The organism is Roseovarius autotrophicus, from assembly GCF_018069895.1.
Taxonomy (GTDB): domain Bacteria; phylum Pseudomonadota; class Alphaproteobacteria; order Rhodobacterales; family Rhodobacteraceae; genus Roseovarius; species Roseovarius autotrophicus.
The window spans coordinates 248,186-260,447 of the sequence record NZ_JAGQDH010000001.1 but is presented as its reverse complement, the minus strand read 5'-3'; the positions used below and the strand labels follow the sequence as shown (position 1 = coordinate 260,447).

At 64.4% G+C, this 12,262-nt stretch carries 12 protein-coding genes, 2 tRNA genes and 1 pseudogene; 9 read left to right on the top strand and 6 right to left on the bottom strand.

Annotated features, from left to right (window positions below; genetic code table 11):
- Positions 1-24 precede the first annotated feature (24 nt).
- Together KAK09_RS01345 and KAK09_RS01340 are read left to right on the top strand one after the other, a co-directional pair.
- On the top strand, positions 25-729 hold the full coding sequence (locus KAK09_RS01345; protein WP_210877032.1) for a corrinoid protein: 705 nt from the start codon (positions 25-27) through the stop codon (positions 727-729).
- Positions 730-792: 63 nt separating this feature from the next.
- Complete coding sequence (locus tag KAK09_RS01340; RefSeq protein WP_210877031.1) at positions 793-1,428, top strand: DUF1638 domain-containing protein; 636 nt, start codon at positions 793-795, stop codon at positions 1,426-1,428.
- Between the two features lie 186 nt (positions 1,429-1,614).
- Here KAK09_RS01340 and KAK09_RS01335 read toward each other — a convergent pair whose 3' ends face one another.
- Positions 1,615-2,316: a DUF1223 domain-containing protein gene (locus tag KAK09_RS01335; protein WP_210877030.1), complete on the bottom strand. Its 702-nt coding sequence runs from the start codon at positions 2,314-2,316 to the stop codon at positions 1,615-1,617.
- Between the two features lie 229 nt (positions 2,317-2,545).
- Here KAK09_RS01335 and acnA point away from each other — a divergent pair, with 229 nt between their 5' ends.
- Positions 2,546-5,293: an aconitate hydratase AcnA gene (acnA, locus tag KAK09_RS01330; RefSeq protein ID WP_210877029.1), complete on the top strand. Its 2,748-nt coding sequence runs from the start codon at positions 2,546-2,548 to the stop codon at positions 5,291-5,293.
- Between the two features lie 112 nt (positions 5,294-5,405).
- Here acnA and KAK09_RS01325 read toward each other — a convergent pair whose 3' ends face one another.
- Positions 5,406-5,879 (bottom strand): Hint domain-containing protein, encoded by a 474-nt coding sequence (locus tag KAK09_RS01325; protein ID WP_210877028.1) that lies wholly within the window; start codon positions 5,877-5,879, stop codon positions 5,406-5,408.
- A gap of 170 nt (positions 5,880-6,049) precedes the next feature.
- Between KAK09_RS01325 and KAK09_RS01320 the strand changes: the two genes are divergently transcribed.
- The 3 genes from KAK09_RS01320 to rpsI all read left to right on the top strand — a co-directional run bounded on the left by KAK09_RS01320 (position 6,050) and on the right by rpsI (position 7,311).
- Positions 6,050-6,134: transfer RNA gene (locus KAK09_RS01320), tRNA-Leu, on the top strand.
- Positions 6,135-6,358: 224 nt separating this feature from the next.
- Complete coding sequence (gene rplM / locus KAK09_RS01315) at positions 6,359-6,823, top strand: 50S ribosomal protein L13 (protein ID WP_210877351.1); 465 nt, start codon at positions 6,359-6,361, stop codon at positions 6,821-6,823.
- Positions 6,823-7,311, top strand: a complete 489-nt coding sequence (rpsI, locus tag KAK09_RS01310; protein WP_210877027.1) for a 30S ribosomal protein S9 — start codon at positions 6,823-6,825, stop codon at positions 7,309-7,311. The genes rplM and rpsI overlap by 1 nt, the downstream gene beginning before the upstream one ends.
- A gap of 158 nt (positions 7,312-7,469) precedes the next feature.
- Here rpsI and KAK09_RS01305 read toward each other — a convergent pair.
- The 4 genes from KAK09_RS01305 to KAK09_RS01290 form a co-directional block, all read right to left on the bottom strand.
- A tRNA-Arg gene (locus tag KAK09_RS01305) sits at positions 7,470-7,546 on the bottom strand.
- 56 nt (positions 7,547-7,602) lie between these two features.
- Complete coding sequence (locus KAK09_RS01300) at positions 7,603-8,994, bottom strand: ATP-binding protein (RefSeq protein ID WP_210877026.1); 1,392 nt, start codon at positions 8,992-8,994, stop codon at positions 7,603-7,605.
- Positions 8,995-9,014: 20 nt separating this feature from the next.
- Positions 9,015-10,433, bottom strand: coding sequence for a dihydrolipoyl dehydrogenase family protein (locus KAK09_RS01295; protein ID WP_210877025.1), 1,419 nt, complete (start codon positions 10,431-10,433; stop codon positions 9,015-9,017).
- A gap of 2 nt (positions 10,434-10,435) precedes the next feature.
- The gene (locus KAK09_RS01290; protein WP_210877024.1) at positions 10,436-11,185 is read right to left on the bottom strand and encodes a TVP38/TMEM64 family protein; all 750 of its coding nucleotides are present in this window, start codon (positions 11,183-11,185) and stop codon (positions 10,436-10,438) included.
- Positions 11,186-11,443: 258 nt separating this feature from the next.
- Here KAK09_RS01290 and rpmH point away from each other — a divergent pair, with 258 nt between their 5' ends.
- The 3 genes and pseudogenes from rpmH to yidD all read left to right on the top strand — a co-directional run.
- Positions 11,444-11,578: a 50S ribosomal protein L34 gene (rpmH, locus tag KAK09_RS01285; protein WP_210877023.1), complete on the top strand. Its 135-nt coding sequence runs from the start codon at positions 11,444-11,446 to the stop codon at positions 11,576-11,578.
- Positions 11,579-11,594: 16 nt separating this feature from the next.
- Positions 11,595-12,008, top strand: coding sequence for a ribonuclease P protein component (rnpA, locus tag KAK09_RS01280; RefSeq protein ID WP_210877022.1), 414 nt, complete (start codon positions 11,595-11,597; stop codon positions 12,006-12,008).
- Positions 12,005-12,244, top strand: a pseudogene (yidD, locus tag KAK09_RS01275) (membrane protein insertion efficiency factor YidD); the annotation flags it as partial. The gene rnpA and the pseudogene yidD, both read left to right, overlap by 4 nt.
- Positions 12,245-12,262: the final 18 nt, after the last annotated feature.

The following is a 12,262-nucleotide window of genomic DNA, read 5'->3' as shown; positions in this document are numbered from 1 at the left end:
CGCATGAATTCAGGGATTTCGGGCATGTCCGACCAAGAAGACGACATCATCCTTTCGGAACTCGACGACGAGGAGCTGGTCCAGCAGATGTTTGACGACCTCTATGACGGTCTCCGGGAGGAGATCGAGGAGGGGGTGAACATCCTTCTGGAACGCGGCTGGGAACCCTACCGCGTCCTGACCGAGGCGCTGGTGGGTGGCATGACCATCGTCGGCAAGGATTTCCGCGACGGCATCCTGTTCGTGCCCGAGGTGCTGCTTGCTGCCAACGCGATGAAGGGTGGCATGGCCATTCTCAAGCCGCTGCTGGCCGAGACCGGCGCGCCGCGTGTCGGCAAGATGGTGATCGGCACCGTCAAGGGCGACATCCACGATATCGGCAAGAACCTTGTCGGCATGATGATGGAGGGCGCGGGATTCGAGGTGGTCGATCTCGGGATCAACAACCCGGTCGAGAATTACCTGGAGGCGTTGGACACCGAAGGCGCCGACATTCTCGGCATGTCGGCGCTGCTGACCACGACCATGCCCTATATGAAAGTCGTGATCGACACGCTGGTGGAACAGGGCAAGCGCGATGACTACATCATTCTGGTCGGCGGCGCGCCGCTGAACGAGGAGTTCGGCCGCGCCATCGGGGCCGATGCCTATTGCCGCGACGCCGCCGTGGCCGTGGAAACGGCCAAGGACTTCATGGCGCGCAAGCACAACCGGCTGGCTGCGGGCTGAGCGCGACAAGGCACGCGTGACGGCCCGCCCGCGCGCGGGCCGTTCGCATTTGGAGGGCATGGCATGGACGCGCCGAGCGATCGGGATCTGACCGAGACGGGGCTGGCGGCGGCGGGCGCGGGGCGTATCCTGCTGATCGCCTGCGGCGCGCTTGCCCATGAGATCCTCGCGCTGAAGCGCGTCAATGGCTGGGATCATATGGATCTGCAATGCCTGCCCGCCAAGCTGCACCTTTATCCCGAGCGGATCACCGGAGAGGTGGAAAAGGCTGTCCTGCACGCGCGCGATACCTATGACCGGGTTTTCGTGGTCTATGCCGATTGCGGCACCGGAGGGCTGTTGCAGGTGAAATGCGCCGAGATGGGCGTCGAGATGGTTGCCGGGCCGCATTGCTACGCCTTCTACGAGGGGCTTGACCGTTTCGCCGCTCATGACGATGAGATCACTGCCTTTTACCTCACGGATTTCCTGGTGCGGCAGTTCGATGCCTTCGTTTGGCGGCCCATGGGGCTCGACCGGCACCCAGAGTTGCGCGACATGATCTTCGGCAATTACACCAAACTGGTCTATCAGGCGCAAACCGATGACGCCGCGCTGCGCGCCAAGGCGGAGGACTGCGCGCGCCGTCTGGGGCTTGATTACGAATACCGCTTTACCGGCTATGGCGATCTGGCCGGGGCACTGGCAGCGCAAGCGTAGGCCGGGTGCGCAAAGGTGGGGGCGGACGGTGCCTTGTGGCCAGAAGCGGCGGTTGAACGTAGTCACCGAGCTGCGCATCGCCGTGCCGGGGGGCGGCCCGGCGATGCGCAGCGGCCTTCGGCCTTGATTCCGCGCGGGGGCCGAGTTCCGAGCGTCAGAAGAAGACCAGCCCGCTCGCCACGTCGCTCAGCGCAGATGCGCCACGGCCTCGATGGTGCCGAAATCGGGGTATTGCAGGATCACCGCCACCGGCACGCCCTCGGGCCAGTCAACCGTCAATTCAAGCGGTCCGAGCGTGTCCCATTCGGCCACCTCGATCAGGTCGGTGACGATGTTGACATAGGTGATCGTGCGCCCCTCGTTTTCACCCCGGACGATCTCGACGGTTTCCTCTGGCAGGTAGCGGGCAAGCTGCACGATGAGCGGCATGGCGCGGGGGGCCTCTGATCCGGCCGCAAGATGCAGCGTTGCACCGTTGCGGATGACATCGACCGACAGCCCGTTCGCGCCCGCCTCGCGGTGCTTGTCGATCAGCGCGGTCACGTCGCGGAACCGGGTGCCCACGACGTGATCGGTGCCGTTTATGATCATCTGCGGGGTGTAGACCATCTTGCGCCCGCCCGCGCTTGCATAGCCGCGTTGGCGGGCGGTGTGAGCGGGGCTGGCGAATGTATCTTCCCAGCCAATGTAATCCCAGTAATCAACATGCAGCGACAGCGCGAGCACATCCTCGCGCGCGGCCAGGCTCTGGAAGAATTCGTCGGCGGGCGGGCAGGAGGCGCAGCCCTGCGAAGTGAAAAGCTCTATCACGACGGGGCGCTCGCCGGCCCCGGCGGGGCCGTAAAGCAGTGTGGCCCCGGTAAGAAGGCTGGCAATCACGTGTTTCATGTAGGGCGGTCCTGACGCATCGGCCTGTTGATCTGACCCTTTGAACCTAGGCGTTGAGGCGCGCGATGCCAACTCAAGGTTTCGCGAGACGATATGTGAATGCTGAAATGGAGATCAAATTGTGTGCAACAGTATACAAAAGCGCCGAGCGCCTCTTGATCGGGCGCGGAATATCGGTCAGAAGCGGGGCAAAAGTCATCCAGACCTGACCATGAAAGGACGGCACCCCATGCCTATCACAGTCGGACAAGACAGCGCCAAGACCCGCAAGACGCTGAGCGTCGGCGGCAAATCCATCGCCTATTACTCGATCAAGGCCGCCGAGGCCGCCGGTCTGGGTGATTTCTCGCGCCTGCCCGCCGCCCTCAAGGTCGTGCTGGAGAACATGCTGCGATTCGAGGACGGCAAGACCGTCTCGCTCGACGACATTCGCGCGTTTTCCGAGTGGGCCGCGAATGGCGGCCGTGCGAATCGCGAGCTGGCCTATCGTCCGGCGCGCGTGCTCATGCAGGATTTCACCGGCGTTCCGGCGGTTGTGGACCTCGCCGCCATGCGTGACGGGATCGTGGCGCTTGGCGGCGACGCGCAGCAGATCAACCCCCTGAACCCGGTTGATCTGGTGATCGACCACTCAGTGATGATCGACGAATTCGGCAATCCGCGCGCCTTCCAGATGAACGTGGACCGCGAGTATGAGCGCAACATGGAACGCTACCAGTTCCTGAAATGGGGGCAGGGTGCGTTCAACAATTTCCGCGTGGTGCCGCCGGGCACCGGCATCTGCCATCAGGTCAACCTTGAATATCTGGCGCAGACCGTCTGGACCGATACCGATCAGAACGGTGAGACGGTCGCCTATCCCGATACCCTCGTGGGCACCGACAGCCACACCACGATGATCAACGGCGTGGCCGTGCTTGGCTGGGGCGTGGGCGGGATCGAGGCGGAGGCCGCGATGCTGGGCCAGCCGATTTCCATGCTCATCCCCGAAGTGGTCGGCTTTGAGCTGACCGGCGCGATGATCGAGGGCACCACCGGCACCGATCTGGTGCTCAAGGTTGTGCAGATGCTGCGTCAGAAAGGCGTGGTGGGCAAGTTCGTGGAATTCTACGGCGCGGGACTCGATCACCTGCCGCTGGCGGACCGTGCGACCATCGCCAACATGGCCCCCGAATACGGGGCCACCTGCGGATTCTTTCCGATCGACGACGAGACCCTGCGCTATCTGCGCAACACCGGCCGCGACGAGGATCGCGTGGCGCTGGTCGAGGCCTATGCCAAGGAAAACGGGTTCTGGCGCGGCGCCGATTACGCGCCGGTCTATACCGACACGCTCAGCCTTGACATGGGCACCATCGTGCCGGCCATCTCCGGGCCGAAACGCCCGCAGGATTACGTGACCCTCGACAAATCCGCCGCCGCCTTCCTTGACGTGGTGAGCGAGTATCGCGGCAACGATGCCAGCCCCGCCGCCACCGACATGGACGCCGAGGGTCCGGCAACGGCTGTCGCCGCCGACCCGCGCAAATCGGTCAAGATCGAGGGCGAGGATTACAGCCTCCGCGACGGCTCGGTCGTGATCGCCTCCATCACCTCCTGCACCAATACCTCGAACCCCTATGTGATGATCGGGGCGGGTCTGGTGGCGCGCAAGGCGCGCGCGCTTGGCCTCACCCGCAAGCCCTGGGTCAAGACGTCGCTCGCCCCCGGCTCGCAGGTGGTGTCGCATTATCTTGAGGCCGCCGGGCTGCAAGAGGATCTCGACGCCATTGGCTTCAACCTCGTGGGCTATGGCTGCACCACCTGCATCGGCAATTCCGGTCCCTTGCAGGCGGAGATTTCCGAGGCCATCGCCGAAAGCGACCTGATCGCCACTGCGGTGCTCTCGGGCAACCGCAACTTCGAAGGCCGGATCAGCCCGGACGTGCGCGCCAATTACCTGGCCTCGCCGCCGCTGGTGGTGGCCTATGCGCTGGCGGGCGACATGAACATCGACCTGACGACCGAGCCGCTGGGGCACGACCGCGACGGCAACCCGGTCTATCTGAAGGATATCTGGCCCACGCAAAAGGAAATCGCCGAGCTGGTGGAGCGCACGGTGACGCGCGAGGCGTTCCAGTCGAAATATGCCGATGTCTTCAAGGGCGACGAGAAATGGCAGGCGGTCGAAACTTCGGAGGGCGAGACCTATGACTGGCCCGCGCAATCGACCTATGTCCAGAATCCGCCCTATTTCAAGGGCATGGCCAAAATGCCGGGCACCATCGCCGATATCGAAGGCGCGCGTGTGCTGGCGCTCCTGGGCGATATGGTCACGACCGATCACATCTCGCCCGCCGGCTCCTTCAAGGAAACCACCCCCGCCGGCAAATACCTGACAGAGCGTCAGGTGCCGGTGCGCGAGTTCAACTCCTACGGCTCGCGGCGCGGCAATCACGAGGTGATGATGCGCGGCACCTTCGCCAATATCCGTATCCGCAACGAGATGCTCGATGGGGTTGAGGGCGGTTACACCAAGGGCGCGGACGGGGCGCAGACCTCGATCTTCGACGCCTCGATGGCCTGGCAGGAACAGGGCGTGCCGCTGGTTGTGGTGGCCGGCGTCGAATATGGCGCGGGCTCCTCGCGGGATTGGGCTGCCAAGGGCACGGCGCTTCTGGGGGTCAAGGCGGTGATCGCCGAGAGCTTTGAGCGCATCCACCGCTCCAACCTGGTCGGCATGGGCGTCATCCCGTTCGAGTTCACCGGCGGACAGACCCGCAAGACTCTGGGCCTGACGGGGGATGAGACCTTTACCATCAAGGGCCTCGCCGATGTGACGCCGTTGCAGCAGGTGACCTGCACCCTCACCCGCGCCGACGGCTTGACCGAGGAGATCACCCTCAAATGTCGGATCGATACCGCCATCGAGAAGGAATATGTCGAACATGGCGGCGTGCTGCACTACGTGCTGCGCAACCTCGCCGGGGCCGCGTGATCCGCTGACGCTCGGGGGGCGGGCACAGCCCCGGCCCCCGGCACCCCGTCATCGTCCGGGTTGACCGGGCGATCTCCTGCCGTGTCCGTGCAGGGCAGTGGCCACACCGCCCTCAGCGCGCGGCGCTCGCCACCTCGAGCCCGTCGAGATAGAGGATATGCGGGCGGTCGAAATCGAGCCGCCAGAGATCGACCTCGGCCAAGCCTGTAAGGGTGACAAACTCGCCATCCACCAGCCGTGCGGCGGGCACTATCGCGTGATCGGCACCAAAAAGCGCCCGGGCGCGCCAGTCGCGCACGAGGATCGGCTGGCCTGCGGGCAGGATAACGTCGCGCTCGGGCCGCGTATGCCCGAGCGATCCGGCACGAATGCGCACCAGCGCCGCGCGTGCCCGCCGCCGCACGATTCCGCGCAACACCGCCATGCCCGCATCGCGCGTCACGATCCGATCGCCTGCGCGCAGATCCTCGGTCCGCCGCTCGCCATCAAGGGTCAGAATGATGCCGCCGGTCCAAAGGCCGGCCTCCTGCAAGGGGTCGAGAACGGCGCTGCCGCCGCCCGGACGCCCGACCGTATCCGGTTTCATGGCGTGTCTCGCTCTGTTACTGCCTCTTCTTTGGTGCAGATTATGTTAACATCCGGTTAATGTCGTGCCTTTTTGCGCCTTTGTGCGGTGGACCGCCGCATATTTTGCCCTCGCCAGCACGCGCGCGCTTTGCTATGGCAGGCCGCATCGTGCTCTCTGGCGCGGCCCGTGCGGGTGTGGCGAAACTGGTAGACGCACCAGATTTAGGTTCTGGCGCCGCAAGGCGTGGGGGTTCAAGTCCCTCCACCCGCACCAACCTGCCTTGACGGTCTGCGGGATGTCGCAGCCCGACGGAGCGCGGCAAGGTGGCGGCCAATTTGGGGTATATTGATACCTAATTTGTAAGATATTGTTTATGATAGATTATTTCAGAAAGAACGTCGTTGACCTGCAGGGACAAGCGCGTATAACCCGCCGATGATCGGTCAGGGATGATCCTGATCGGACTGCACTGGAACAACAACAAGGTTCTGCCCGAAATGAAGACGTTTTCCGCAAAACCGGCAGATATCGAGAAGAAATGGATCCTGATCGACGCCGAAGGCGTGGTTCTGGGCCGTCTCGCCTCGATCATCGCCATGCGCCTGCGCGGCAAGCACAAGGCCAGCTTTACCCCTCATATGGACATGGGTGACAATGTGATCGTCATCAATGCCGAGAAGGTGCAGTTGACCGGAAACAAGCGCGAGAAACCCAACTACTGGCATACTGGCCATCCCGGCGGGATCAAGAGCCGCACCACCGGCCAGATCCTCGAGGGCAAGCACCCAGAGCGCGTGGTCATGCAGGCCGTCAAGCGGATGCTGCCCGGCAACCGCCTGTCGCGAACCCAGATGACCCATCTGCGCGTCTATGCCGGCGCCGAGCACCCACATGAGGCCCAGAGCCCCGAAGTGCTCGATGTCAAATCCATGAACAAGAAGAATACGCGGGTGGCCTACTGATGAGCGACGCAATCAAAACCCTCGAAGGTCTCGAAGCGGTGGCTGGCGGTGCCAGTGTCGCGGTTGCCATGGACACCCCGCGCGAGCCTGAGCGCGATGCGCTTGGCCGTTCCTATGCCACCGGCAAGCGCAAGGACGCGGTCGCCCGCGTCTGGATCAAGCCCGGCTCGGGCAAGGTCACGGTGAACGGCAAGGAGATGACAGCCTATTTCGCGCGTCCGGTGCTTCAGATGATCCTGCGCCAGCCCTTCAGCGTGGCCGGCGTCGAGGGCCAGTTCGACGTGATGGCCACCGTCAAGGGCGGCGGCCTGTCGGGCCAGGCCGGCGCGGTCAAGCATGGCATCTCGAAGGCGCTTCAGCTTTATGAGCCGTCCCTTCGCGGCGCGCTCAAGGCCGCAGGCTTCCTGACCCGCGACAGCCGCGTGGTCGAGCGCAAGAAGTTCGGCAAGCGCAAGGCACGCCGCAGCTTCCAGTTCTCCAAGCGCTGAGCCGCTTTCTCAGATCAGCGAAAGGGCCGCCCTCGGGGTGGCCCTTTTTCGTTGCGGATGCGCCGCGGTCATGGCGTGCCGTTTGTCGCGCAACGGGTTAAACAAAAAGGGCCGCTTTCGCGGCCTTCCTGTAACCCTTTGATTTTGTGGGTTTCAAGTGGCGGACCGAGGAGGATTCGAACCCCCGACCCCTTGATTCGTAGTCAAGTACTCTATCCAGCTGAGCTATCGGTCCGTTGAGGCCAGCGTTTAGACTTTGCGGCAGGGCAATGCAAGGGCCTGTTGGCAGATTTATGATGGCTTGCCGAAATTTCCCTTGGGCAGGGTGATGCAGAACGAGGTGCCGCCTTCGTTGCTTTGCTCCAGCATCAGCCTGCCGCCATGACCACGCATCAGTTCGGCGGCGATGGTCAGGCCAAGCCCGGTGCCGCCCTTGCTGACACCGCCCTGAAACGGCTTGAACAGGTGCTCGCGTGCCTTGGGCGGCAGGCCGGGGCCGGTGTCGCGCACGCGGATGATCCATTCGTTCGCGTCTTCGGCCGCCATGATGGTGATCTCGCCAACGGCGCCGTTTCGCATGATGGCCTGCCGTGCATTGCGCACGAGATTGGCCAGAACGCGGTAAAGCTGCTCGCCGTCGGCCAGAAGCACGAGGTCGCTGGGCACGGCGTTGACAAGGCGCACCTCATGGCCCTCGACCGCCAGACGCTCGCTGTCGATCACATCGGCGACCAGTTCGCGCAGCCGGTGGCGCGCGAGCGTCGGCGCGGGTTCTTCGGCCTTGCCATAGGCCAGTGTCGATTCGCACAGATGCACCGCACGCGTGAGCGAGTTGACCAGCTTCGGCGCCATCCGCTTGACGCCGGGATCCTCGCTCATCTCGATGCGGTCGGTGAAAAGCTGCGCCGAGGTCAGGATGTTGCGCAGATCGTGGCTGACCTTGGCCACCGCGCCACCAAGCTGCGCCAGGTGTTCCTTCTGCTTGAGCGCACCGGTCAACTGGGTCTGGAGCGTCTGCAAGGTTTCCTCGGCTTCGCGCAGTTCGGTGATGCTGGAGGCCGGTTTCATCACCAGACGGGCGTCTTCGGGATTGGCGGCATAAGCCTGCATGTTGCCCACCACCCGCCGGATCGGGCGCACGAGAAAGCACTGCACCACCCAGAACAGCAGCGTGGCGGTGAAGATCGAGATGACCAACGACAGCCACAGGATGCGCAGGCCGTAATCGATCATGGCCGTGCGAAGCCCCGAGGTTTCAAGCGTTACCTCGATCAGCAGCCCCCCCATGCGCACCGGCTGGCCGATGACGCGGATCACCTCTGGTTCGGGGGTTGCAAGCCTGCGCATGGCGTCACGAATGAGGGTGAGCGCGGGCGCGTTTCGCAGATCGAAACTTTGCGTGACCGGTGCCGGCACGGGCGAGCTCAGGACAAGCTGGCGCGCCTCGTCGCGACGCAACACCACGTTGAACACCTCGGCATTGCGCAAGAGCTCGTCCTGAAGATCGGGCGTCATCTCGCCCTCGGCCAACAGCACGAGAGAAGCAATCTGCGACCGTTCCAGCCGATCGAGCAGGAACTGTTCGCGAAACCGTGCGATGGAGGGCACGAATATCAGCACTTCGGCCAGCATCACGAAGATGGCCGTGAGGATCAGGAAGCGTCCTGATAGCGATCTGAACACGCGCGCCCTCCCGTCCCGGTTCAGGGCAGCCAGCGTTGCACGAGCCTGACCACCCGTTTCACCATAGGGTTATCAAACAGCTTTGGCGAGAAATATGCCCCCGCCGCGCGCTTGTTGATCTCTCCCATGGTGGGGTAGGGCGCAACCATGTTCGCCACATGCTTCATTCCGAGCCGGTTGGCGAGGATGAAGGCCCAGAGGTTGATCAACTCGCCCGCCTGCGCCCCGGCGATCGACACGCCCACGGGGCGCCCGCGCACCACCATGACCTTGATGAGGCCATCGGTCTTGCGCTCGGCGATGGCACGGTCGTTGTGGCTGTAGGGAAAGCGCACCACCTTGAGATTGCCGCCGTGTTCCTCCCTGGCTTGCGCCTCGGTCAGGCCGACCTGCGCCAGTTCCGGGTCGGTATAGGTGGCCCAGGGGATATGGTCGGTGCGCATCTTCGCGGGCAGGCCAAGCACGGCCTGCCGGATGATCAACCCCGCCTGATAACCGGCCACATGAGTGAACTGCAGCCCCCCCGCCACGTCGCCGATGGCATAGACGCGCCGGTTGGTGGTGCGCATGGAGGCATTCACCTTGATCCCGCGCCGCGTGGTCTCGATCCCTGCCGCCTCGAGGTCGAGCCGGTCGGTATTGGCACGCCGCCCAACCGCCATGAGCAGGTGCGAGCCACGGAAGACGCGCCCGTCCTTTGCCGCGACCTCGATCGCACCGGCCTTGCCCCTGATCTCGTCGGCCATGGCGTCCTCGGCGATCTCGATTCCCTCCTCGGCAAAACGGTCGCGCACCACCTGCACCATCTCGGGATCGTCCTGCCCCAGAACCTTGGCCCCTTCGATCACCGTGACGGCACAGCCCAGACGCCGATGCGCCTGCGCCATCTCCATGCCGATGGGGCCGCCGCCGATGATCAGCAGGTGATCGGGCCGCTCGCGCAGGTCGAAAAGCGTCTCGTTGGTCTCGTATGGCACGGTGTCGAGGCCGGGGATCGGCGGCACCAGCGGGGAAGAGCCGGTAGCGATGATTACGCGCCGCGCGGTGATGAGGTGATCGCCCGCCTTGACCTCGGTGGGCGAAATGAAGGTGCCGAATTCGCGGATCACCCGCACGCCCAGACCCTCGAACCGCTCCTGGCTGTCCACCGGTGCAATCTGCGCGATGACGCCCGCCACATGATCCTTGGCGGCGGCATAATCCACCTGTGGCGTCACATCGGTCACGCCATATTGTGCGGCATGGGCCTGCGCATGGGCCGCCTTGCCGCTTGCGATCAGGGCTTTCGATGGCACGCAACCGAAATTGAGGCAGTCGCCGCCCATCTTGTGGCCTTCGAGCAGGATGACGCTTGCGCCCATCTGCACCGCGCCCGCCGCGACGGACAGCCCGCCCGAGCCGGCCCCGATGACCAGCACATCCGCATTCAGTTTCTGCATGATTAAACGTCCTTTTTACCGCGAAAATACTTGATCGCCATCGGCAGCGCCGCAAGCGCCGCCAACCCGAGGATGGGGCCGATGATCTGCGGTTCCCAAAGGAGGGAAAGATCGGGGCTCTCGCCCCGGTCGAACACCTCGCCCAGACCCACGCCGATCCATGTATAGACGATCCCGCCCGGAATGATCCCCAGAACGGTGGTGAAGGCAAAATTCACAAATCGCACCCCCACCAGAGCGGGCAGCAGGTTCGCCACGAAGAACGGCACCGCAGGCACCAGGCGCATCAGGAACAGCACGCTGATTTCGTTATCGTGCAGCCCCTGCTTGAGCCGCTTGAGTGTGCCGTCGGTGGTCTCGATCTTCGCCGCCAGCGTGCGCCCCAGCCCCCAGCGGGCAGCCAGAAAGATCACGATGGCCCCGAGCGAGGCCGCCGTCACGTTGAGCGCCGTGCCGAGTGTCAGGCCAAAGAGAAATCCGCCCGTGACCGAGGCCACCGCCGCACCCGGCAGCGAGAAGGCGACGATCAGGATATATGTGGCGATGAAGGCCAGTGCCATCAGCATGATATTGTCGTTGCGAAACGCCAGCAGCGCCTCGCGGTTGTCGCGCAGCGTGTCGAAGGTGATATGGTCCCGCAGCGTCACCGCCCCGATCACCGCGACGATGAGGATGACCGCCAGCGGCAGGTGCCGCATGAGGCCGGTCTTGCGCCGCGCGGGCGCGGGCGTGGGTGTGGTGCTCTGGTCCATGGCGTCCCCGGTTCTGGCTGTCACCGCTCCTAGATGCACGGTCGCGAGCAGGCTTGCCAGTGGCCTCACGAGGGGGTGATCACGGGTGAGGCCGGGGCGCATTCCTGTAACATGTCCATGCCGCGCGGAAATTGTCGCAAAAGGCCGGGCAGGGGGTTTGACTTGGCCGCGCGCCCTCTCTATAGACCGGGCTTCAGATGAATTCGGGCAGGGCGCGATTCCAGCGACCGCCGCCCGCCCAAGACCGGAGACGGAGCGATGAAACGCACCTTTCAACCCTCGAACCTCGTGCGCAAGCACCGTCACGGGTTCCGCGCGCGCATGGCCACCAAGGGCGGCCGCAAGATTCTCAATGCCCGCCGCGCCCGTGGCCGCAAGGTGCTGAGCGCGTAAGCGCCAGCTTTTGCTGATGATTTCGACGCCGCCGGAGGCCCCTGACTGCAAGGCAGGGATTACGCCCCCGGCGGTGTCTGCTTGCGTGCCCCGGATCGAGGTGATGCGCGCGCGTGCCGATTTCCTTGCCACCGCGCGCGGTCTGCGACAGGGCACCGGCACGATGATGGTGCAGGGGCGCGACCGGGGTGACGGTAACCCGTTGATCCGGGTGGGCTTTACCTGCTCGAAGAAGGTCGGTAATGCCGTTACCCGCAACCGCGCCAAACGCCGGCTGCGCGCGATCGCGCGCGAGCTTTTGCCGGATGGGGGGCAGCCGGGATGGGATTATGTGCTCATCGGGCGCGCTGATGCGACCGCCCTGCGCCCCTTCGACGACCTGCGCCGCGATCTGGCCCATGCGCTGCGCTGTCTGGGGCAGCGGCCATGACCCCGCTGGCCCGCCTTCTGGCCCTGCCGATCCGGGCCTATCGGCTAATCCTCTCGCCCTGGCTTGGCTGGCATTGCCGCTATCAGCCCACATGCAGCCAGTATGCGCTTGAGGCGCTTGAGGCGCATGGCGCGTGGCGCGGCGGCTGGCTGGCGGCGCGGCGCATTGCACGCTGCAATCCCTGGGGCGGCTGCGGTTACGACCCGGTGCCGGGGGCGTATAAGCAATGCGACCAAAACGCCCTTTCCCCCACC

Bases quoted from the DNA above. Each gene is read 5' to 3' on its own strand.
- KAK09_RS01345 (WP_210877032.1), top strand. From the start codon at position 25: ATGTCCGACCAAGAAGACGACATCATCCTTTCGGAACTCGACGACGAG.
- KAK09_RS01340 (WP_210877031.1), top strand. From the start codon at position 793: ATGGACGCGCCGAGCGATCGGGATCTGACCGAGACGGGGCTGGCGGCG.
- KAK09_RS01335 (WP_210877030.1), bottom strand. From the start codon at position 2,316: ATGAAACACGTGATTGCCAGCCTTCTTACCGGGGCCACACTGCTTTAC.
- acnA (WP_210877029.1), top strand. From the start codon at position 2,546: ATGCCTATCACAGTCGGACAAGACAGCGCCAAGACCCGCAAGACGCTG.
- KAK09_RS01325 (WP_210877028.1), bottom strand. From the start codon at position 5,879: ATGAAACCGGATACGGTCGGGCGTCCGGGCGGCGGCAGCGCCGTTCTC.
- rplM (WP_210877351.1), top strand. From the start codon at position 6,359: ATGAAGACGTTTTCCGCAAAACCGGCAGATATCGAGAAGAAATGGATC.
- rpsI (WP_210877027.1), top strand. From the start codon at position 6,823: ATGAGCGACGCAATCAAAACCCTCGAAGGTCTCGAAGCGGTGGCTGGC.
- KAK09_RS01295 (WP_210877025.1), bottom strand. From the start codon at position 10,433: ATGCAGAAACTGAATGCGGATGTGCTGGTCATCGGGGCCGGCTCGGGC.
- KAK09_RS01290 (WP_210877024.1), bottom strand. From the start codon at position 11,185: ATGGACCAGAGCACCACACCCACGCCCGCGCCCGCGCGGCGCAAGACC.
- rpmH (WP_210877023.1), top strand. From the start codon at position 11,444: ATGAAACGCACCTTTCAACCCTCGAACCTCGTGCGCAAGCACCGTCAC.
- rnpA (WP_210877022.1), top strand. From the start codon at position 11,595: ATGATTTCGACGCCGCCGGAGGCCCCTGACTGCAAGGCAGGGATTACG.